We start from the raw sequence: 19,779 nt of genomic DNA, 5'->3' as shown, positions 1-19,779 counted from the left end.
AACTGGCATTGCGAACCTCAACGGTGCCGAAGGCGGTTCGGATCCGGCGTGTCGTGTAGTCCTACCGGTCGGAACGTATGGCAATCCGGGCAAACCCGGCGAAGAAGGGCATACGTCTCCGCCCCAGAATTCACGACCGCGTTCTGCAGCTGCCATGATGTTCTTGCTATCGCCGATCGACAAGCCGATGTCGCCCGTGGAACAGGCTCTCCCAGCTCTTGTCTATGCGGACCTCCTTCCGGCATGTGTCGCCAAATTCGTTCCGGCCCTCGATCGTAACCGTCCATTCCACCGCCATCGCTTTGTCTCAAAACGACGCTGATGGACTGCTCGAGCAATAACAAGCCGTGTTTGACCCCAGATAAGTCAGCGGTCTCCTCACGAGCGACCGCGCATGACTCGCGATCAATGTGGATCGGTAACTCCTTCATTGCAATGGATTTGCACCACTTAATCCTTGCCGGCCTCCCGGCGCACCTTGTTCCGACCCCTTCAGGGGCTCAGCTCGGTCGGCGTGACCGATCACCCCGATCAAGGCGTCGACATAGGCGTCGACATAGGCGTCGACATAGGCGTCGAATGCGGCTTCACTCTCGGCTGTCCGGTCGGGCATGGCGGGGCGATTTCCTGATCACGAAGCAGCACCCTCACAAATCCCCGACCAGCGCGAATCCCCCCGCATCCGCGACTTTCTGACTCAGTAAGACGAGCCGCCCGCCGCCACGTGCGGGCGATGCCGGCATCAACCGGCGGGCAGATGTGCCGAGGGCAACAAGCGCGCCTGACGCAACGCCGCCAGATCAGCCGAGCCGGTGCAGAAGCAGGCGACGGCCAACTGGCGGATGACGATCTCGAAATGCGCGACAACCGCCTCGGTGGATACCGTAGCCGCGCGCAGCACGCCGGCCGCCTGCCCGGCGATGTCCGCGCCCAGGCGGATGGCCTTGGCCACGTCGACGCCGTCGCGGATCCCGCCCGACGCGATCAGCTTCACCGCTGGCAGCGCCCGGCGTACCGCCTGCACGCTGGCGGGGGTCGGAATCCCCCAATCGGCGAACGCCATCGCCACTTCACGGTCGCCGGAATCGCGGGCGCGCTCGCCCTCCACCGCGGCCCAACTGGTGCCGCCGGCGCCGGCAACATCGATCACCGCCACGCCCGCCTCGACTAGCGCACAGGCCACCGAGGCGGACAGGCCCGACCCCACTTCCTTGGCTACGATCGGCACGCCCACGCTGCGCGCGGCGCGAGCGATCTGCGCCAGGACGCCGCGCCAGTCGCGGTCGCCCTCCGGCTGTACCGCTTCCTGCAGCGGATTGAGATGGACGATGAGTCCATCGGCTTCCAGCGCATCCACCGCCCGGCGCGCCAAGTCCATGCCGTCGGCCTCGCGCAGTTGCGCGGCGCCGACATTGGCCAGCAAGGGAATGTCTGGGGCCAGGCGGCGCAGCGCGCGCGTCAGCCCCTGGGAGTTCCGGGATTGCAGGCTCACGCGCTGCGAACCGACGCACATGGCGATCCCCAAGGCTTGCGCTGCCTCGCTCAGATGCCGGTTGATGGCCTCGGCGCGCGGCATGCCGCCGGTCATGGAGCTGATCAGCAGCGGCGCGCGCATGGTCTTGCCCAGCAGCGAGGCGCGCAGGTCGATCTGCGTCAGGTCCAACTCGGGCAATGCGCAGTGTTCGAAACGGATGTACTCCCAGCCGGCGGCGGCCTTGGCCAGCGCCGTTCGCCGATCCAGCACGATGTCCAGGTGGTCGTTCTTGCGCCGGCTCAGGTTGGTGTCGCTCATGCTCGCTCCATCCGTCGCATCGGGCGACGGCGTTGCGTCGGATCGGACCGACGGCAGCGCGCGCACGCCGCCGCCTCCCGCGCGTTCAGGCCGGCGCACGCTGGCCTCCCCCCGCAGCGTCGCTGCGGTAGCGGCTGGTTGAGGTCTGGTAGTACTGCGCGCGGATGGCCGCCATGGCCTCGATCAACGGTCCCCACGGCGCGGGAAAGCGTTCTTCCGCCATCACCCGGTGCAGCATGCGCGTATGGCCGGCCAGCTCGTCGTTGAGGAACTCCACCACTGGCATAGCCGGATAGCGCTGCAGCAGCACGATCGCCGCGTTGTCGGCCTCGCCGGCCGACCTGTCCTTGTCCCGTCCATGCAGATCGTTCTGCAGGCGCCCTATCGCGGAGATGAGCCGCAGGACCTGGCGGAACGCCGGACGCGCGCGCAAGGTCGCCATGTCCAGTCCCCACAGCAACGACAGGCAACAGAACACGTTCGTGTAGGCGATCGAATCGATGCCGTTGTGCAGGTACTCGGCGTAGCACCAGCGTTCCGCCCCTGCCGCCTGCGCGCGTCCGGCGCGCAGCGCCGCGCAGTAGCACCGGGTATCGTCGAGAAGCTGAGCATAGTCGCGACGATCGTAGGCGAGCGCGGCCAGCGAAGCGCGCAGCACAGCACAGCCCTCGAATCCGGGGAGCGCGCACGGCACGCCCTGCCCGAGCGCCTGCTCCACCGCGGCGAGCTGCTCCGGCGCGATCAGGTTAAGGTCGTTGCAATCGTCGAGCCAGAACAGCAGCGCCAGTTCGCGATAGAACGCCACGATCAGCGTTTCGTCCTGCGGATCGCGGCCGGTGCAGGCGCTGGTGTCGCGCAGGCTCGGGTGGATGCGCTGCAGGATGTACTGGCCGCCCCTAACCGCTTCCATGGCATGCTCGTCGGCGAACCCGGTCAGGGAACGCCCCCACTCCAGCACCTGCTGCAGCGCGCGTTCGTTCTGGATCATGGCGCCGCTCCTGCTCCCTCAGCCAGGACGCGCCGCCCCCAACGAAGCGCCAGCCACAAGCCGGCGAGTTCGGCCACGCGCACCACTCGGGTGGGGCAATACAGTTCCTTGCCGATCCACAGCGGCGTTTGCGGCAATGCATGCGCCGCATGGCGGGCGAGCATCCACTCCAGCGCACGCGCCACCGCCTGCGCGATGCGCCGGCGCCCTGTCGGCTCTTCGCTCCCGTCCAACACGTGCAACGCGAACAGCGCATAGGCGGTTTCCTCGAATGTGGACGCGCGACCGGCGCCCCAGCCCCCGTCGTCGCGCTGCGCCTGCAGCAGCGCCGCCAGCGCGCGCTCGTCGCGCCACTGGGGCTTGCCTTGCGCCAGCGCAGCGACCGCATGCGCGGTGGGATACAGCCACGAAACGTGCCATTTTTCGTTGTCCCATAGACCGTGCGGGTTGCGATTGGCCTCTACGTAGGCGCTGGTGCCGGCGGCGGGCTTTCCCAACAGTCGCAACGCATGCAGGGCATGGATGTTGGTCGACACCGAGGCATTGCGCTCGCCGGGGAAGGTGACGAACAACTCGCCGATTTCGAAATGGCGCAACGCATCGACCGCCGGGTCGCGGCCTGCAAGGCGCAGGACGCACATCGCAACGGCGGTATCGTCCCCATCGGCCGCGAAGTGCAAGGCCGGGCCCAGACCGCGCACGCCCAGGCGGGCGTCGAGCTGCGCTACGATCACTTGCACCGCCTCGGCGAGCGCGGGATGGGCGAAAAGCCCGGCCAGATGCAGGGTGTACAGCGACCAGCATGGCTCGAACACATTGATCGGCCAGACGTTGGGAACGACACCTTCGATGCCGCTGCGCGTCGCCCGCGATGCCGCCTGCAGATACGCGTCGGCGCGCCCTACCTGCGGCGTGCTCCCCTGTGTCACGGCGTGCGCACGCCACGCGGCAGTGGCCGCCGGACTGATGCCGATGCTGCCGTCGTCATCCGGGCATGCGGTGGTCGGCGACGTCCCCCAGGCTTCCCAGGAGTGCAGCAACGGATGGCCGCTCGGCAAGGTCGCCACCGCCCCCAGCTTGACCAGGCACGCTTGCTGCAGCGGCAACAGCGCCGGGTGGCGCGGAAACGCCACGCCGCCCAGCAAGGATGCGGCCTCGCCGCACAACTGCGGCAGGATCAGCTCCGCGCCGATCGGCGCGTCTTCCGGCACCGCATGCGCGTAGGGATCGGGCTGGCGCTCGAGGAACCGGGTTGCAGCCTGGACTGCGTCGGCAGCGCCGGGAAGAGGATCGGCACGCTGCAATGCCAGCAACGCCGCCCACGTGGGCGCATGGCGGAACAGCGGGAAGTCCGCGCTTCCCCATCCGCCATCGGCCTGTTGCTGCGCGATGAGCCACGCGTATGCGTCCTGCCGACCGGTGACGTTGCCATGGAACTGCAGAGCTCGCGCCGTGTCGTAGACGGACGGACCGACGCTGCCGCCGTCGCTCATCTCGCTCAGCAGGTGGCGCAATTCGGAAAGGATCTGTTCGGACAGCGCGTTCACGCGGGATGTTCCTTCTGCAGACGGTTGACGAGAACCAGGATCGGACAGACGCCGCGCACGTCGCCGCGGACTCGGACACAGTGCAGCATGCACCGCTGCCGCCGGCCGATCGCAGCGGCACAGGGGCGACTCCATGCGGACGGGCGCGCTCATGCGCATGGCGCGTGCTTGAACAGATACGCGTTGACCCGCTGCAGCATCTGCGCCAACCGTTCCGCACGCGGCCCCAGCGGGGCGATGGCTTCCCCGGCGTCGCGCAACAAATCCAGCGCGAACTGGCGCGCTGTCTGCAGCCCCATGATCGACGCGCAGGTCGGCTTCCGCGCCGCCGCGTCCTTGCCGGGGGTCTTGCCCAGCGTCGCGGTATCCGCTGTCGCGTCGAGAATGTCGTCGATCACCTGCAACGCCAGGCCGAAACAGGCGGTGTAGCGATCGAGCGCACAGTACAGCGCAGCGTGCGCGGCATCGTCCGCGATGGAGTATAGCGCGCCCATGCGAACGGACGCTCGCACTAGCGCTCCGCTCTTCTTCCGGTGCATCGCCACGATCCTGTCCAGCTCGGCGTGCTTTCCGACCAGCGACAGATCCATGGCCTGCCCGCCTGCGGCACCCTCGGCGGACACCGCCTGCGCCAGTTCGCGCACGAGCGCGATACGGTTGTCGCCCGGCGCATCCAGGCTCGCCAGGGTCAGGAAGGCGTGCGCCTGCAGCGCATCGCCGACCAGGATCGCAGTGGCTTCGCCGAACTTGACGTGCACGGTCGGAAGGCCGCGGCGAAGCACGTCGTCGTCCATGGCGGGCAGGTCGTCGTGGACCAGGGTACAGGCGTGCATCATCTCGATGGCGGCGCCGACGTCGTCGAGCATGTGCGTCGGCGTGTCGGCCAGTGCGCCGGCAGCCAGACAGAGCAAGGCGCGGGTGCGCTTCCCGCCATGCAAGGTGGCGTAGCGCATCGCCGACATCAGCTCGGTCTCACCGTCGTCTTCGGCGCAGAGAAGACGCGCCAGCGCCTGTTCGACCCGCTTTGCGCCGTCCTGCATCCAGATCTCCGGCAGCAGCCTGCCGGATGCGCCGCGCGCCTGCGCGCCCAATCCGCCGAGCGCAGAAACGCCAGTTCGGTCGTCGTGTAGCGTGGAACCGGTCTGCATGTTTTTCATGTCCTTGTACCTGACACGAGATGGCCACGGCGAGCGCCAAGCCGCCGCGGTGTTGCCGGCGTCGCACCGAGCGCGTGCGCTGAGTGCGGCAATGCCGCGCCTCGCCGGCGCCGCTGCCTCGCCACACGGGACATGCGATGCCAGCTCATGAGAAGCCTATGCGGATTGCCATGCACGGATGTGCGGTCGGGTAATAGCGCCGGCCTTTTTCGACCCCGCTCAGCAACCGCGGCCGCACCCCGGCCTTGTGCATGGTCAGCGCCAAGGCGATGCAGAACTGCACCATTTCCAGCCATACCAGGTGGTAGCCGATGCAGACGTGTGGGCCGGTACCGAACTGCAGCATGTCCACCGGCCGGATCGGCTCCGTGCGTTGCAGCCACCGCGCCAGGCGGAACTGATCAGGCGCCTCGTGCAGCAGCGCCGAGGTCGAGAAATGCAGCAGCGGGATGCACAAATGGGTGCCCGCGGGAATGCGCCGTTGGCCGAGTTGCAATTCCTGCAGGGCGCGACGCGGCAGGAGCGTGGTCGCCGGATGCAGGCGCAGCGTCTCGCGAAACAGCGCCTCGGCGACCGGACACTGCGCCAGGTCCGCGTGCCGGGTCGGCACCGCGCCCACGCGTTGCGCCTCCTCGACCAGGGCGTCCCACAGCACAGGCTGCCGCGCCAGCTCGATCACCATCCAGGCCATCGTCGAGGCAGTGGTGTCGTGACCGGCAAGCAGCAGCAAGCGGATATTGGCGACCAGAACGTCATCGGAGAGCCCATCGTCGCTGCGGTCGAAGACGCTCACCATGTCGTTGATCAACCCGGTGCGCGCAGCATGCGCGCGCGCGTCGCGAACGAACTGGCGCAACTGCGCGTCGATCCAGTCGCGGGCGGCGCGGCCGCGCCGCAAGGGCAGTCCGGGCAGGTCAACCGGGGGCGCGACGATCAACTGCAGCAATTGCCGGTACTTGCGATGCCACCCCGGCAGGTCCTGCGCGGGGATTCCCATGAGGCTGAAGATGAGCTTGAGCATCAGGTCGCCGGTTTCGCGCAGGATGGTTACGTCGCCGCGGTCGCGCCACGCCTGCACCCGCGCCCAGATGACGGGCGCGAACAGGTCGCCGATGCCGGCCTGGGTCAGCCCCTTGGGCAGGAACGCCGCCTTGATCGCATCGCGCGCCTGCCGGTGCACGCCGCCGTCCTGGGCAACCAACGTTCCGCCAAGCAATTCGGGCGCGATCTCTTCGATCAGCGCCGAGGACACGTCCTTGTGCCGGAGCAGTGCGAACGCTTCCGGATCCACGCAGGTCATCAGGTGTCCGGCAGGGCCGAAATCCAGCCAGAAGTGGCTGCCCAGCGTCCGTTCTGCGCGCTGCAGCAGGCGCGGCAGGTCGCAGACAATGGCGGGAAGATGCCCGACCAGGGGGAAAGCGCCAGGCATGACCGGGATGTCGCATCGCAGCCGGTGCCGACGGTTGAGCGGGTTGAGCAGCATGTCCATCAGCAGCGCGCCGCCGCCGCCGATTCGGTGTGGCCGGCAGGGCGCGCGGCGCAGCTGTTGCCACCGTCGGCGTATGTCGGCACATGCGCCAGCATGCCGCCATCGATGCACACGACCTGACCGGTGATGAACGCAGCATCGTCGGAGAGCAGGAACGCCACCAGCGCGGCCACGTCCTCGGGGCGGCCGACGCGCTGCAGGAGCTGGTGACGGCGCAGATGCCGTTGCATGCACTCGTCCAGCTTGGCGAGGAGACGCTCGGTCATGACGAGACCCGGCGCAACGGCGTTGCAGCGGATCTGCGCATGACCGTATTGGGTGGCGAGCGAAGCCGAGAGCATGTTCATCGCCGCCTTCGACGCGGCGTAGGACGTCTGCGCGGTGTCCCCGCTGAGCCCCTGGCACGACGACATGTTGACGATCGCGCCACCGCCGCGGGCGATCATCCGTGGGATGGCCTGCCGGCAGCAGAGCAGCGTGCCGCGCAGATTGGTCGCCATGGTCTGGTCCCAGACTGCCAGGTCCAGGTCGAGGATCGCGCGGTCGCGCGGGGTCAGATGCATGGCGCTCGCATTGTTCACCAGCAGGTCGACCCCACCGAAGTGCCGCTCCGCCGTCTCGAACAGCGCTGCCACCGCCTGCGCATCGGCGATATCCATGGCTATGGGCAGCGCGTGGCCTGCTTCGGCCGCGATCTGCGCGGTGCAGGCGATGGCCGCCGAGCCATCAATGTCGGCCACCACCACTCTGCCGCCCCCGCGCGCGATGGCGAGAGCGCATGCCTTGCCGATGCCGGCGCCGGCGCCGGTCACCACGGCCACCTTGCCTTCAAACCGTCCCATCGTGTCTCCTGAATTGTATTGGTCTTTCGCAGCATGCCGCTCGGCCTCCGCCGGAGAAGGCGCAGGGTCGGCGCTGGCGCGCTCGTCATGGCCAGCGTCGCTTTCGATGACCCGAATGGCGGCGACCGGGCACTGGTTGGCCGCAAGCCGCACGGCGGCGTGCAGCGCCTGCGGGACCGTCGCCACGCACACTTCGGCCACGCCGTCCGGTTCGCGCTGGCGAAAGGTGCCCGGCAGCGTCAGCACGCACTGCCCGGTAGTTCCGCACAGATCCTGATCGACCAGGACGCGCATCTCAGCCCTCCTGCCCATGCAGCCGCACCGGCAGCGCGCGGAACGTCCTAAGGAACGCGGAGGGCTCCCGGGTCGGCCGCTCGGCCAATGCCAGCGTGGGGAACCGCGCCTGGATCCGCGGCAGGCTTTCGGCCAACTGCACCCGGGCCAGTTGCGCACCAAGGCAGAAGTGGATGCCGTGGCCGAAGGTCAGCATGATCTTCCCGTCGATCGACATGCCAGGACTGGTGCCGTAGAACCGCACGGGATCGAAGCGATCGGGATCGGCGAAGGCGTCCGGGTCGCGATTGCCGGCCGCGATCAGCACGCGCACGTCCGCGTTCTTCGGGATCACCACGCCGCCCAGTTCGATGTCGTGCTGGGCGATACGCGGAATGGAGCTGAACATGGCGGGCGGGTCGTAGCGCAGGGCTTCTTCGACGAATGCCTTCACCCCCACGGCATCTCCCTTCAGCCAGTGCCGCTGTTCGGGATACGCCAGCATCGCCAGGACCGCATGGCCTATGGCCGCGGCAGTGGTGGCGAAGCCGCCCAGCAGCATGCCCCAGAGCATGCTGATCAATTCCGCATCCGACAGCGTCTCGGCATCGTCGTCGTGTGCGCCGACCAGCATTGACACGATGTCGTGGCGGCAATCGGTGCGCTTGCGCTGTATGAGGTCGCCGAAGTAGGCCTGCACCCTAGCGCTGGCCGCGTCCCCCGCGGCGAGTTGGGGATCGCTGGCGTGCGGGCTCAGCCCTTCCAGAATGGCGCTGATGCCGGTGACGAGCCCGAGAATGTCGTCCGGGGGCATGCCGAACAGTTCGCCGAAAACCAGCATGGGCAAGGCCAGCGCGAATTCCTGATGCAGGTCCACTGCCTCCCCGCCCTCCAGTGCGGGCGCCATGCCGTCCAGGCGCGCTGCGACAATGCGAGCGATGGTCGGCCTCAGCTTGTCGATCTGGCCGATGGTGAAATCGCGCGAGATCAGCCGGCGCAGACGCGTATGCGCTGGAGGTTCCTTCATCGCTAAAGTGGACGCCAGCAAACTTAGCGACAGGCTGGTCGCCGCACGAGGGAAATAGCGCGCCAGTTCGCCTGGTGCCGGCCCCCGAAAAGCATCGCCCGTGGCCTTGAGCGCCCAGTAGATGTCGGCGTGGCGGCTCAACAGAAAGAGGCCCGACGCCGCGCGATGTACCGGATCGTGCTCGCGCAACCACCGCATGAATGGGTACGGGTCCTGAATGCACGCTGGCGACGCCAGTTCGGCGAAGGCGTCCCGGCATGCTGCCGTGGTTTCTTGCACGTCCATCTTGGTTACCTGTTGGCTGGCTGATCTGACCGGCGCGCGCCAGGCGCGCCGGCAATTGCGGAGAAGATCGCGATTCCCGGCGGCGTCCGCGCATCACCAGAGCACCGGGAACTCCTCGAACCCGCCAGTGATGATCTCCTTGCGCAACTTCAGTTCTTCGGGCGCCACGGCCAGGCGCAGCGAGGGAAAGCGCTGGAAGATCGAACCGAACACCACCTTGAGTTCCAGCCTGGCCAGCGCCGCGCCGATGCAGTAGTGCGGCCCATGGGAGAACGCCAGGTGCGGGTTTTCGTCGCGTCCGATGTCGAAGATTTCCGGGTCGTCGAAATGGCGCGCATCGAACGACGTCGCCGGCAGGCCGACAAGCACCTTGCTCTCCGCAGGAATATCCACGCCCGCGATGGTCACGTCGGTCCTCGGATAGCGCATGATGCCGTCCCAGCCCGCGCCCGGCGGGTACATGCGCAGGATTTCCTCCACCGCCTTGTCCACCAGGGATGGATCGCCGACCAGGCGTTCGCGCTGTTGCGGATGGCGGAACATGGCCAGCAGGCCGAATTCGATCTGCGCGACGGTGCTCTCGTGCCCCGCCACCAGCATGCCCGTCGCCAGGCCGATCGCCTCTTCCTCGGTCGCCTTGCCCTGGTCGACCGCCGCGAGCAGATCCGTCAGCAGGTTGTCGCCAGGATCCTGGCGCTTGTCCCGCATCTTGCCGCGAATGTAGGCGCGCAGTTCTTCCCAGGCCAAGCGCGACGCGCTGCGCGGGCCGCTTTCATGCTGGTGCGTCATCACCTCGTCGGACAGCCCGGCGAAAAAGGCGTGATCCTCGTAGAGCACGCCCATCAGCGCGCTGATGACCATGGCCGGAAGTGGAAAGGAGAGGTGGCGCCGCAGGTCGGCGGGCTGGGGCTGGGCCGCCAGTGTCTCGAACAACTGCGCGGCGATCACCTCGACTTGCTGCGCGAGCAGCTTCACCCTGCGGTTGCTGAAGGCCGGCGCCACGATCGTGCGTAACCGGGCATGCTCGCCCCCCTCGTGCGAGACCAACCACCCCGGCGATCCGAGAATCACCGAATCCGGGGTGAATGCCGCCGGCGGCATTCCCGAGGGCCGGAACGCCGCGTCGGACAGCACCGCCTTGGCTTCATCGTAGCCTGTCACCCACCAGCCTTCGTGCCCGGACGGGAAGCGCACGCGGTGGATCGGACCGTTGGCGCGTTGCGCCAACATCTCGGGCGAGGGCTCGATGTGATCGACGCGCCACATCGGCAGCGTCGGCAAGGGTTGTTCGGACATGGTGGCACTTGATCTCTAAGCGATGGAAGGGCGGGAGGTGACCGGCAGGCGCTGCGGGCAGCGAATGGCTTAGGAAGGCATGTAGACGACGTCCTCCGCAGCGTAGCCCGATTGGATTATCAAGGTCGGCCAACGTGTAACTGCCTAGGCATACCGCGCGGCGAGATGCAGAACGTTATCCTGCGCCTTCGAGTTCAGGATAAGGCGAGTGTGGCGGGCCTTTGAGTCGCAGCCGGCCATCAAGATTTCCTGCGCAAGGGTCGACAAGGGCGGCGAGCCTGTTTGGTAGGGGGCGGTTTCGCCGAGGCCCCTTCCCATAGAAGGCATCTGATGCGGATTTGACATTTTGCTTTTCTTTCTTCGTTCCATCGATCGCGGTGCCATCCACGAAATGAAGGTCGGTCGGTGGCTCCCGGCCCGCAACGAAGGAGCTTCAAAACTCGTGCCAATTTGGCCGGCCCAGCAGAAGAAAAAAATTGTGATTGCTTTTCATTGGGTTAGCCTGAGGCCAGACAAGAGCTCGGCGAAATAGGCCGGTGCCGCGGGCCAACAAAGGCGACAGAACAGTGTCGGATAGTACGCCTCGGCGACCTTTCGGTCGGGCTTGCGACATTCTGGTCCAGTTTCGAACATAAGAGGGTGGCAAATAGACACGATTGGGGAATTCGATCCTCACGGAGTCAGGCGCTTGCCGAAGCGCGCGCTCATGGTTGCTGCGACAGGCGCATGTTCGCGAAAGCCGAGCCTGCGCACGCAAGAACACGTTTGCGGCAGACGCTACGAAATCGCTGCAGTGCCCGCCGGTGTGAGGTAGGGCATCGGCTCGGCTTTCGGTTCGTCTTTGTCCAGCCGGTGCGGAAGCGCCGCATATCCGCACCATACAGCACCCTTGTCGAGCGTGCTGACGAGGCGGTTATAGGGCGCGCCCGGTCTTGAAGACACGGTCCTCCCAAGAAAAAGGATCGCTCCAAAAGCATCTCTATTTGAAATGGCACGCCGCTTGCTGCTCCTGGTCAGAGCCCATCAAAACACGATGAAAGCGACTTGCGCCATGCCCGACACGCGAAGCTCTAGACCGTGGCCTGAGGAGACGGTGCCTGTTCCCGCTGAACATCGGTACATCATCTCCTCCGGAGGTCCCTCCTCGGCAGCCGCTTTGCGCACGGCTGGTCCGATGGCGGCACGCCAACACATGGCGCTCGCGCAATTGCCGTCTACCGGTTCTGATCAGCATGTGAGTGCCCAACAGCCCCATCAAAGAGCCACCGAAGCCAAGGTCGTGTCACTGGCAAACTTCGACAATACGCCGAACCAGCTCAGTAACGCGGGTCTCTTGCGTGAAGTCACATTTCAGGCCCCCACATGCTTGCGATATTGGCTACTTCCGGCCGCTATCCCTTTTCCAAACGCACGATCGCGAGTGACCGATCCCGCTTCCGGCGCCATAGCCGTGGGAACCAAGCGGCTCGACGGTGTCCAGCTCGCTCAGATCGATTGCGTTCGGGTGGCCAAGACCAGCCGCCAAGACGTTCCCATACGTCGGGAGGGAAAAAGGAGGTTGCGAGCCGCGAGGTCCTCATTCCGTGCCGGGCATACGAGTATTGCGCCAGCCTCTGCCAGAATTCAGCGCCAGTTTTCTTCTTTAGGAGCAACTTGATGACAGTTCAAAAGAAAGTTCCCTTCGTCACCTTTCTCACGCGTGTTCACGACAAGTCAGTCCAGGGGCCAAATCCATATCGCTGGCAAGAAAAGACATCGGACGACTACTTTGCCGGCAAGCGGGTCATCCTGTTCTCGCTGCCTGGCGCCTTCACGCCGACCTGCTCGACCTACCAATTGCCCCAGTTCGAAGAGCTCTATGATGAGTTTGAGAAGGAGGGAATTGACGCGATTTACTGCCTCTCAGTCAACGACGCCTTCGTCATGAATGCGTGGGGGAAGTCCTTGGGCCTGAAGCAGGTCGAGCTCATCCCCGATGGCTCAGGCGAGTTCACACGCAAAATGGGCATGCTGGTCGCCAAGGACAATCTCGGCTTCGGGATGCGCTCCTGGCGCTACGCCGCCCTGATCAACAATGGCGTGGTGGAGCACTGGTTCGAGGAGGAAGGTTTCTCCGACAACTGCGAGGCCGACCCCTATGGCGTCTCGTCCCCGCAAAACGTTCTCGAAACGCTGAAAGCCGCCGCATGACCTAGAATACGTCTCAGTGGTGCCATTGCCGGCTCCAAGAGGCTCCTCGACAGGATTTTCGCGCTCACCATGCAATCCTCAGCAAGCCTGCTTCAGCGCCAGAAGCAATCCATGGTCGCATCGCCTCAACTCATTGAGTCGATTCGCCTGCTGCAACTGGCGCATACTGAACTGCATCAGTTCGTGGAGCGGGAAATCGAGAAGAACCCGCTTTTGGAATCTGCATCAAACGATGGCGGGCCTTTTGACGATGTTTCGATTTCGGGAGCGGATCAACCCATCGGCCCTGGCGCAAACGCCGTTGAAGGACCGACCGGGCCAGGGTCGCCTGAACGGCTCGGGCAATGGAAATCACTTCGCAACACGACCAACAACCCGCCGGCCAATGGCCCTTCCCTCGACGAGTTTGCCACCCTCGCCGAAACATTGCACGACCATGTCGCTCGTCAGATCGCCCTCACTGCGTTCACACCACAGGAGCGGCTGATCGCTGGCCAGCTTGCCGCCGATCTGGAAGACACTGGCTATGTTCGGGCAAACCTTTTGGAGCTGGCTGAGAGCCTGAATGTCCGTGAGGCTGTTGTGGAACGGGTTCTCGGAACCTTGCAGCAATTTGATCCACCGGGAGTTTTTGCGCGAAGTCTCAGAGAATGCCTCGAGATCCAGTTGCGCCAGCGTAACCGGCTCGACCCGGCAATGGCAGCTTTGGTTGCCCATCTTGAAATGCTTGCGCGGCGCGATTTTGAGGCACTGAAGCAGCATTGCGGAGTCGATGAAGAAGACCTTCTCGACATGATGCATGAGATTCGGGCGCTCGATCCCAAGCCTGGGAACCGATTCCAATCCGGTGCGTCTGAATCAATTATACCCGACATCTGGGTCACGCCCTCACCGCAAGGGGGGTGGCAGATCGAACTCGATCCCGCCACGCTGCCAAAGCTGCTGATCAACCAAAGCTACTATGCCGAAGTCTCGCGTCAAACTGCCCAAAGTGCGAACGATAAAGCATTTCTCGACGAATGCTTGCAAAACGCGAACTGGCTAATCCGCAGCCTCGATCAGCGCGCCAAGACCATCGTTAAGGTTGCGGCTGAAATCGTGCGTCAGCAGGATGCCTTTTTGGAACATGGCGTCGCCCACCTGCGGCCTCTCAATCTCAGAACCGTCGCTGACGCGATCGGCGTGCACGAGTCGACGGTAAGCCGGGTGACCTCGAACAAGTACATGCTTACCCCGCGCGGCGTCTTTGAACTGAAGTATTTTTTCACCGTCGCAATCGCGTCCTGCCAAGGCGGCGATGCGCACTCCGCCGAAGCTGTCCGCCATCGGATCAAAGCGATGATTGCCGCAGAATCTCACGGTGACGTGCTTTCCGACGAGGACATCGCTGCCCGGCTGAAGGAAACCGGCATCGATGTTGCGCGCCGCACCGTCACAAAATATCGCGAAGCAATGAACATCCCCTCCTCCGTGCAACGCCGCCGGGAAATGCGCTTGTGTTTTTAAATTTGGGTCAAGTCAGCCAACATCAGGTTGCATTGCATCAAAGTGGAGACTTCGTTCATGACCCAATCCGCGGCAGGCGTCGTGGACGCTGTTCTGCACGACCCAGAAAAGCCAGTCCCACCGTCTGGTCCCGCATGGGGTGCGGTCATTTCGCTTTCCTTGGGCACCTTCGGGCTGGTGACCGCAGAGTTTCTGCCTGTTAGCCTGCTCACGCCGCTCGCACATGACCTCGGCATCACCGAGGGAGCGGCTGGACAGGCGATGACGGCGACCGCTATCGTCGGGGCGATCTCGGCGCCGACGGTGGCTATCATCACAAAGCGCCTGGACCGCAGGATCGTCATGTGGGCGATGACGCTGCTGCTGATCCTATCGGACGTTCTGGCGGCCGGCGCGTGGTCGCTGGCGGTTCTCCTGACTGCACGCGTCGTGCTCGGCATAGCGCTCGGAGGCTTCTGGTCGATGTCGGCATCACTGGCGATGCGGCTCGTTCCAAGCCACCTCCTGCCGCGCGCGATGTCGATCATCCTCACCGGCGTTTCCGTCGCTACCGTTTGCGCAGCTCCAATCGGCGCTTATGTCGGCGATATTTGGGGATGGCGAAGCGCCTTCATGCTCGCCGCAGCCTTCGGCGCCGCTACACTGCTGGTGCAACTCATAACCATTCCGAGGCTGCCTCCGGTCGGAGTGGCTAGCTTCCGCAGCCTGCTGGATGTGGCCAAGATTCCGATGGTCAAGGTCGCGCTTTTGGTCGTCCTGCTGGTCGCTTCCGGCCACTTCGCCGGAATCACCTATATCCGCGCCTTCCTCGAGAAGGTTCCCGCGCTGGATGTCGACACGATCTCGCTTGTGTTGCTTGCTTTTGGCATCGGCGGATTCTTCGGCAATTTGGCCGGCGGGCTTCTGGCCGAGTACAGTCTCAAGGCAGCCGCGGCCCTTGCCCCGCTGCTCATAGCGATAGCCGCTGTTTCGCTGCTGACGGCGGGAGCATCGGCCTCGGGCTCGGCGATTGCGGTTGCCGCGTGGGGCTTTGCCTTCGGCGCGGTGCCAGTGGGATTGCAGACGTGGATGGTGCGGCGCGCCGTTCCCGAGCAGGCCGAAAGCGCCGGTGTGCTGATGGTCGTAGCGTTCCAAGTGGCAATCGCAGCCGGCGCGATTTTCGGCGGACTATTGGTGGACAATGCCGGGATTGCCAGTGCCATTGCCTACAGTGCTGTTGCCACGTTCCTCGCCGCCCTGACAGTGTTCCTGCTCGGCCCGAAGCGCGAAACCTAGACCGCCTGACAAAAGAGGCCTCAGCAGCGCAGCGGGACGAGAGATGCAATGGCATGCACGGCGCGGCGCGATCCTCCGCATGATGACTTTGGCGGTTACAGGCTTCGTTTCGCCGAGCGTATAGGCCGACTGGATCGCCGCCGCGGCAGCCTGTTCCGTGTCGGCTCCGATCTCGCATGGACCAGCGTCAGCGCCTCGCCGGCTTCACCTCCGGGCCATGGCGACCTTCGCCGCCAGACAGGCGAACCTCGCCGGCACCGGTTTCCATCTGGCGACGATGAGCGCTGCCAGCGCGATGGAACCCTTGCTGGCGGTCATATCCTTCACGAAGCCGGCATTCTGGGCGAGCGACAGCTACGCGCCGGCCATGCCCGTCAGAACGCCGGTGAAGATGCCGCACGACAGCGCAGCCAAATCACCGAAATACCAAGTAATCAACGGCGGCCGGATTTTCGCCGACCGCGCGAAGCCCTAGGCCGAAGCGGGTGCTAAACAGCACCAACCAGGTAGATGGCACCATCAGGGACGCAACATAGACCAGCAGCGAATGGTCGGATAGACCGGCCCGAGCACCGGCACGCTGCGCACTGCTTCGGCGCTGGGCACAACGATCGAATCGCGAGTCTTCAGAGAGCGCCGGCGCGCGCCCTGCCGGAACCAGGCCTGGACGAGAATGATGGTGGAGCGCGGCAGCGATGAAACTGATGACGCCGAAGACGATCTGGTCGCCGCGATGGGTGATCGAGGCGAAACCGTGCACCAGCGCGAAAAACACGGGGGTGGCTACGGCGGCGCCCAGGCCGAGCCGAGCCGAGCCTGTAACCGCGGCCGCCGACGCGCCGGCAAAGGTGCCGGCCAGCATCTTGCCCTCGAGCCCGGTGTCGAAGACGCCGGCCCGCTCCGAATAGAGCCCGGCCAGGCAGGCGAGCAGCAACGGCACGGAGAACACCAGTTGCTCGGCGGCGATGGTGCGGGTCGGGTCCTGCTCCGCCATGATGACGGCGACCGCCGAAGCGAGCATAGGCGCAACCGGACAGCAGGCACAGCATTCAAATCCTCGAAGGCGAAAGTTCGACATTCGACAAGAGACATATGGTGCGGCGCGAGCCCTGGCGCTTGTACGAGTGACGAAAGCGGCTCTTAATCCAAGGCCATGCCGTTCTTGATCCGTGTGAGGCGGCTTTCGCCTTCCTCCGGGCCGAAGCAGCTTTCGAAATCATTGCATTCCCGGCAACTGGGCGCGCTGCACAGCGAAAAACCTTCGGCCTCGCAGAGCTTGCGGTAAAAGTACTTCTTCCATTTCATATTTTGGGTGTTGCCGGCCGCCAGCGTCGGAAAATGCGAGGCGAGCAGGCGGCCGAGCTCGGTCCGATTAAAAAGGCCGAGGTCCTGCCAGAGATGGTCATTGCGCATGGCACGCCGGGCGATGATCTTTGCGAAGCGGGCGCTCGCCTTGTCGCCCGGCCGGGCATGCTCCAGCAGCAGCCCACGCAGAAGTTCTTCCTCCAGATCCGGCTCGGGCTCGCTCACCTCTTCCAAGGCAAACGCGTTGATTGGAATAGCAGGGAAACTGCGGGCCAGGACATCGCGCAGCTCGGCGCGCGAAAGGCCGGTTGCCTCCGTCGCCGTCGCCTCGCCGGCCTCGATCTCCTCGAGCGCACTTGAAAGCACACAGGCAAGCACATGCTGGTCGAACCTCCTCTCCAGCTCGATCTGCGGCCATTGGCCAGTGCTGAGCCGGGCATAGTGTTGGGCAAACATGTGCCGTTCTCCTGGTTTGTCCTATCAAGTCATGCAGCGACCGGGCGGCCGCAACATGGGTCGGGCAGTTCTTCGGGCAGAAGCGGGCGCCAGGCTCCGCAGCCAATGCAAAGGTCGGCAATGGTCGAGAACCATGATCATGCGATCGAGCTCGCCGTCGAAATCGTATCCTCGCCGCCGCAGACGCTGAGGATTTCACCGAGCGGGCGCAGCCGATCCAGGTCCTGCCATCGATAGCGGTCAGATATTGCGCATCCGTCTGAAGCCCTCACAAGTGACGAAAGGGGGTGTCATCATGAATTCTCCAACGCAAGCGAGCTATTGCAGCTGCTGAGCGCACGCATGCCAGCGCCATGCTGAAGCTGCATCCTCACTGTGCGACAGCAAGGTGAACGCTGCGCTCCGGCCGGAGGCCATCGGAACAGCGATTAAAGCCGGGGCAAGGCATGTCTGATCGAATGTTCGTCTTCGCCTGTCCGGCGACCGTCTTGATCCATCCGAACCGCCTCCTCAATGCGCTTGCGGATGCGCTGGCTGACCGCATAGTCGCTGTGCCGCATCGTGCGACCGTCGATCGCCGAACGGCGCCCCGTTGGTGTTCAGCGCCACGTGCGGCGTCACCTTCATCAAGCGTAACTCGTAAAGTCCTGCGCATCGTAGGCCTTGTCGGTGGCACTGGACGTGGCGCCCACCCTGCTGGCGCGACTCCCCATCAGGTCGTCGGGGTTTCGCTGGCGAAAAAACTTCCCCGTGTCTCTGCGCGATTCATCCCGCTTGCGCGTGCCTAGTCAACCAAAAAACTGACCATCTGCAGGATCAGGATCAGCAAAAAAAAGCCAAAGGCAGACGCCAAAACAGCTGCCTGCAGGACGATGCGTTGTTTCTTACCCACAGTTCCCCCGGGAGAGAGTCTGATGATAACCCTCAAAAAGGGCGCCCGGGAACAGGGCGCCCTTCTCATCGACGAAATGCTCGGACTGGAGGTCCGTGATCAAGCAATTCGCCGAAACCTCTACAAGCCTCACCACAATGGTTCGGCCGCAAATTAGGCTCGCAGTTACCGCTCCGAACGCGGCAACGGGCTCTTCAATCCTCAGAACGAGCGCTGGAAGCGGAGCAGACCGCCGACGCTGTTCTTCTTGTCGGCATTGGTCCAGTTAGAGAAGTCCACATCCCCGAACTTGCCAGCGTGGAGATAGTCGACTTCGGCCGTGATCGTCAGACCAGGAACGATATCGTAGGCGACATTGGCAGCAATGCCGAGGTTCTTCCACTCGTCATACGCCGCCTGAAGGTTGAAAGAGGTCTTCTCGTTGAACTTGTAGGTGCCGCCGCCCCAGACGGCCCAGTTGCCACCCCACTGCTTGTAGAAGCCGCGACCGCCGGCAGGAATAGCGTAGGTCCCATCGGTTAGGTTGTCGTCGGTCCCATAGCCAGCCATAATGAACAGCGACAGTTCGTTGGTGGCGTTCACATCCAAGCGGACCTTGCCGGCTACCTCTTCGTAGTTGCTGTCGTAAGCCACGACGCCGCTGATGGCGCCCCAGCCCTGCGTGTACTTCACGCCGCCGACAAGATGCGGAACGTAGCTGTCGATCGTGCCGACGACGCCAGAACCCTCTTCGAGCGATACCACGGCGGAGAAGCCATTGCCTGCGTCGAAGTAGTACTGCACGACGTTGGTGTCAAAATCGCCGTAGGGAACGAGCGTATCGTTGATGACGTTGCCGGCATAGCCGATAAACGTATCGAAGGCCGATTCGTCCTTACCGACGCGCAGGCCACCAAGCTGGATCCAGGCGAAGTTCAGTGTGATGCCCTTGTTGAAGGCATAGTTCTGGGGACTGTCAGGACCCGAATAGGCGTTGCGGTTACCGAAATTGAATTTGGTCTCGGTGTATGTCTTCAAAGTACCGAGTTCGGTTTCCTGGCCGGTCCAAGTCCTTAGGTCAAAGCGGGCGTTCTTGCGCCAGGTGCCCTGGTCGCTGCCGTCTTGGACGTCGTGGGTCCGCGCCCCGTCGTAGGATCCAACGTCGCCGACGCCGATGTCGTAGCGGACATAGCCGCCGATGCGCAGGCAGGTCTCGGTGCCGGGGATGTAGAAGTAGCCCGAGCCGTACACGTCGCAGATCTTGACGTATTCAGCCGGTTCCGGCTCGGCGACGGTCACCGCGTCGGCGGCGCGGGCGCCGGAAACTGCGATCAGAGCCGCAGCTGAGCCGAGAAGAAGGCTCTTGATGTTCATAATTGATCTCCATTCAATGATTTGAAAAGGGCGAGGACGTCGATGGACGAACCGCTCCCTGTCCCCACGATCGAAAAAGATGCGCATCGCGATGCATCCTTCCCGG

Annotated in this window: 18 protein-coding genes and 3 pseudogenes; 5 read left to right on the top strand and 16 right to left on the bottom strand. The window is 64.4% G+C overall.

Features of this window, described 5'->3' with window-relative positions; all coding sequences use genetic code 11:
- Positions 1–427: 427 nt before the first annotated feature.
- The 12 genes and pseudogenes from NKH43_RS25500 to NKH43_RS25445 form a co-directional block, all read right to left on the bottom strand.
- Positions 428–613: a hypothetical protein gene (locus NKH43_RS25500; protein ID WP_352860363.1), complete on the bottom strand. Its 186-nt coding sequence runs from the start codon at positions 611–613 to the stop codon at positions 428–430.
- 129 nt (positions 614–742) lie between these two features.
- Positions 743–1,792, bottom strand: a complete 1,050-nt coding sequence (gene fni, locus NKH43_RS25495; protein ID WP_352860361.1) for a type 2 isopentenyl-diphosphate Delta-isomerase — start codon at positions 1,790–1,792, stop codon at positions 743–745.
- A gap of 85 nt (positions 1,793–1,877) precedes the next feature.
- Positions 1,878–2,780 carry a terpene synthase family protein gene (locus NKH43_RS25490; RefSeq protein WP_352860359.1) on the bottom strand — a complete coding sequence of 301 codons (903 nt, stop codon included), beginning with the start codon at positions 2,778–2,780 and terminating at the stop codon, positions 1,878–1,880.
- Complete coding sequence (locus tag NKH43_RS25485) at positions 2,777–4,327, bottom strand: hypothetical protein (protein WP_352860357.1); 1,551 nt, start codon at positions 4,325–4,327, stop codon at positions 2,777–2,779. The genes NKH43_RS25490 and NKH43_RS25485 overlap by 4 nt, the downstream gene beginning before the upstream one ends.
- A 149-nt stretch (positions 4,328–4,476) precedes the next feature.
- A complete protein-coding gene (locus tag NKH43_RS25480; RefSeq protein ID WP_352860415.1) occupies positions 4,477–5,475 on the bottom strand; it encodes a polyprenyl synthetase family protein in 999 nt (332 codons plus the stop codon).
- A 154-nt stretch (positions 5,476–5,629) separates the two neighbouring features.
- Complete coding sequence (locus NKH43_RS25475; protein ID WP_352860356.1) at positions 5,630–6,973, bottom strand: cytochrome P450; 1,344 nt, start codon at positions 6,971–6,973, stop codon at positions 5,630–5,632.
- A complete protein-coding gene (locus NKH43_RS25470) occupies positions 6,973–7,815 on the bottom strand; it encodes an SDR family oxidoreductase (protein ID WP_352491518.1) in 843 nt (280 codons plus the stop codon). The genes NKH43_RS25475 and NKH43_RS25470 overlap by 1 nt, the downstream gene beginning before the upstream one ends.
- A 168-nt stretch (positions 7,816–7,983) precedes the next feature.
- Positions 7,984–8,109 (bottom strand): annotated as a pseudogene (locus NKH43_RS25465) (ferredoxin); the annotation flags it as partial.
- Between the two features lies 1 nt (position 8,110).
- Positions 8,111–9,400, bottom strand: a complete 1,290-nt coding sequence (locus tag NKH43_RS25460) for a cytochrome P450 (RefSeq protein WP_352860354.1) — start codon at positions 9,398–9,400, stop codon at positions 8,111–8,113.
- A gap of 93 nt (positions 9,401–9,493) precedes the next feature.
- Entirely contained in the window at positions 9,494–10,696 is a 1,203-nt protein-coding gene (locus NKH43_RS25455; protein WP_352860353.1) for a cytochrome P450, read from the bottom strand.
- 153 nt (positions 10,697–10,849) lie between these two features.
- Positions 10,850–11,069: pseudogene (gene nifH / locus NKH43_RS25450) on the bottom strand (nitrogenase reductase); the annotation flags it as partial.
- A gap of 404 nt (positions 11,070–11,473) precedes the next feature.
- Positions 11,474–11,638 (bottom strand): hypothetical protein, encoded by a 165-nt coding sequence (locus NKH43_RS25445; protein WP_156937376.1) that lies wholly within the window; start codon positions 11,636–11,638, stop codon positions 11,474–11,476.
- Between the two features lie 714 nt (positions 11,639–12,352).
- Between NKH43_RS25445 and NKH43_RS25440 the strand changes: the two genes are divergently transcribed.
- The 4 genes from NKH43_RS25440 to NKH43_RS25425 all read left to right on the top strand — a co-directional run bounded on the left by NKH43_RS25440 (position 12,353) and on the right by NKH43_RS25425 (position 16,142).
- Positions 12,353–12,886 (top strand): peroxiredoxin, encoded by a 534-nt coding sequence (locus tag NKH43_RS25440; RefSeq protein ID WP_352456996.1) that lies wholly within the window; start codon positions 12,353–12,355, stop codon positions 12,884–12,886.
- A gap of 69 nt (positions 12,887–12,955) precedes the next feature.
- On the top strand, positions 12,956–14,392 hold the full coding sequence (rpoN, locus tag NKH43_RS25435; RefSeq protein WP_352860351.1) for an RNA polymerase factor sigma-54: 1,437 nt from the start codon (positions 12,956–12,958) through the stop codon (positions 14,390–14,392).
- Between the two features lie 57 nt (positions 14,393–14,449).
- Positions 14,450–15,667: an MFS transporter gene (locus NKH43_RS25430; RefSeq protein WP_352860350.1), complete on the top strand. Its 1,218-nt coding sequence runs from the start codon at positions 14,450–14,452 to the stop codon at positions 15,665–15,667.
- Positions 15,668–15,884: 217 nt separating this feature from the next.
- The gene (locus NKH43_RS25425; protein ID WP_352860348.1) at positions 15,885–16,142 is read left to right on the top strand and encodes a hypothetical protein; all 258 of its coding nucleotides are present in this window, start codon (positions 15,885–15,887) and stop codon (positions 16,140–16,142) included.
- On the opposite strand, the gene NKH43_RS25420 is transcribed toward NKH43_RS25425, so the two are convergent.
- The 3 genes and pseudogenes from NKH43_RS25420 to NKH43_RS25410 form a co-directional block, all read right to left on the bottom strand.
- The gene (locus tag NKH43_RS25420) at positions 16,083–16,661 is read right to left on the bottom strand and encodes an ABC transporter permease subunit (protein ID WP_352860347.1); all 579 of its coding nucleotides are present in this window, start codon (positions 16,659–16,661) and stop codon (positions 16,083–16,085) included. The two genes, NKH43_RS25425 and NKH43_RS25420, sit on opposite strands and share 60 nt — an antisense overlap.
- Positions 16,662–16,807: 146 nt before the next feature.
- The gene (locus NKH43_RS25415; RefSeq protein WP_352637393.1) at positions 16,808–17,428 is read right to left on the bottom strand and encodes a nitrogen fixation protein NifQ; all 621 of its coding nucleotides are present in this window, start codon (positions 17,426–17,428) and stop codon (positions 16,808–16,810) included.
- Between the two features lie 370 nt (positions 17,429–17,798).
- Positions 17,799–18,132 (bottom strand): annotated as a pseudogene (locus NKH43_RS25410) (hypothetical protein); the annotation flags it as partial.
- Positions 18,133–18,342: 210 nt separating this feature from the next.
- Here NKH43_RS25410 and NKH43_RS25405 point away from each other — a divergent pair.
- The gene (locus NKH43_RS25405) at positions 18,343–18,477 is read left to right on the top strand and encodes a hypothetical protein (RefSeq protein WP_352860345.1); all 135 of its coding nucleotides are present in this window, start codon (positions 18,343–18,345) and stop codon (positions 18,475–18,477) included.
- 44 nt (positions 18,478–18,521) lie between these two features.
- On the opposite strand, the gene NKH43_RS25400 is transcribed toward NKH43_RS25405, so the two are convergent.
- Complete coding sequence (locus NKH43_RS25400; RefSeq protein ID WP_352860411.1) at positions 18,522–19,673, bottom strand: porin; 1,152 nt, start codon at positions 19,671–19,673, stop codon at positions 18,522–18,524.
- Positions 19,674–19,779: the final 106 nt, after the last annotated feature.

Source organism: Mesorhizobium sp. M1163 (assembly GCF_040318415.1).
In the GTDB taxonomy this organism is placed as follows: Bacteria; Pseudomonadota; Alphaproteobacteria; order Rhizobiales; family Rhizobiaceae; genus Mesorhizobium.
The sequence above is the reverse complement of the archived record's forward strand: the minus strand, read 5'-3'. Positions and strand labels throughout refer to the sequence as shown.

What these genes read in the sequence shown, in the direction of transcription:
- NKH43_RS25500 (WP_352860363.1), bottom strand. Translation starts at nt 613, where the DNA reads ATGCCCGACCGGACAGCCGAGAGTGAAGCCGCATTCGACGCCTATGTC.
- fni (WP_352860361.1), bottom strand. Translation starts at nt 1,792, where the DNA reads ATGAGCGACACCAACCTGAGCCGGCGCAAGAACGACCACCTGGACATC.
- NKH43_RS25490 (WP_352860359.1), bottom strand. Translation starts at nt 2,780, where the DNA reads ATGATCCAGAACGAACGCGCGCTGCAGCAGGTGCTGGAGTGGGGGCGT.
- NKH43_RS25480 (WP_352860415.1), bottom strand. Translation starts at nt 5,475, where the DNA reads ATGCAGACCGGTTCCACGCTACACGACGACCGAACTGGCGTTTCTGCG.
- NKH43_RS25475 (WP_352860356.1), bottom strand. Translation starts at nt 6,973, where the DNA reads ATGGACATGCTGCTCAACCCGCTCAACCGTCGGCACCGGCTGCGATGC.
- NKH43_RS25470 (WP_352491518.1), bottom strand. Translation starts at nt 7,815, where the DNA reads ATGGGACGGTTTGAAGGCAAGGTGGCCGTGGTGACCGGCGCCGGCGCC.
- NKH43_RS25460 (WP_352860354.1), bottom strand. Translation starts at nt 9,400, where the DNA reads ATGGACGTGCAAGAAACCACGGCAGCATGCCGGGACGCCTTCGCCGAA.
- NKH43_RS25455 (WP_352860353.1), bottom strand. Translation starts at nt 10,696, where the DNA reads ATGTCCGAACAACCCTTGCCGACGCTGCCGATGTGGCGCGTCGATCAC.
- NKH43_RS25440 (WP_352456996.1), top strand. Translation starts at nt 12,353, where the DNA reads ATGACAGTTCAAAAGAAAGTTCCCTTCGTCACCTTTCTCACGCGTGTT.
- rpoN (WP_352860351.1), top strand. Translation starts at nt 12,956, where the DNA reads ATGCAATCCTCAGCAAGCCTGCTTCAGCGCCAGAAGCAATCCATGGTC.
- NKH43_RS25430 (WP_352860350.1), top strand. Translation starts at nt 14,450, where the DNA reads ATGACCCAATCCGCGGCAGGCGTCGTGGACGCTGTTCTGCACGACCCA.
- NKH43_RS25425 (WP_352860348.1), top strand. Translation starts at nt 15,885, where the DNA reads ATGGCGACCTTCGCCGCCAGACAGGCGAACCTCGCCGGCACCGGTTTC.
- NKH43_RS25420 (WP_352860347.1), bottom strand. Translation starts at nt 16,661, where the DNA reads ATGGCGGAGCAGGACCCGACCCGCACCATCGCCGCCGAGCAACTGGTG.
- NKH43_RS25415 (WP_352637393.1), bottom strand. Translation starts at nt 17,428, where the DNA reads ATGTTTGCCCAACACTATGCCCGGCTCAGCACTGGCCAATGGCCGCAG.
- NKH43_RS25405 (WP_352860345.1), top strand. Translation starts at nt 18,343, where the DNA reads ATGATAACCCTCAAAAAGGGCGCCCGGGAACAGGGCGCCCTTCTCATC.
- NKH43_RS25400 (WP_352860411.1), bottom strand. Translation starts at nt 19,673, where the DNA reads ATGAACATCAAGAGCCTTCTTCTCGGCTCAGCTGCGGCTCTGATCGCA.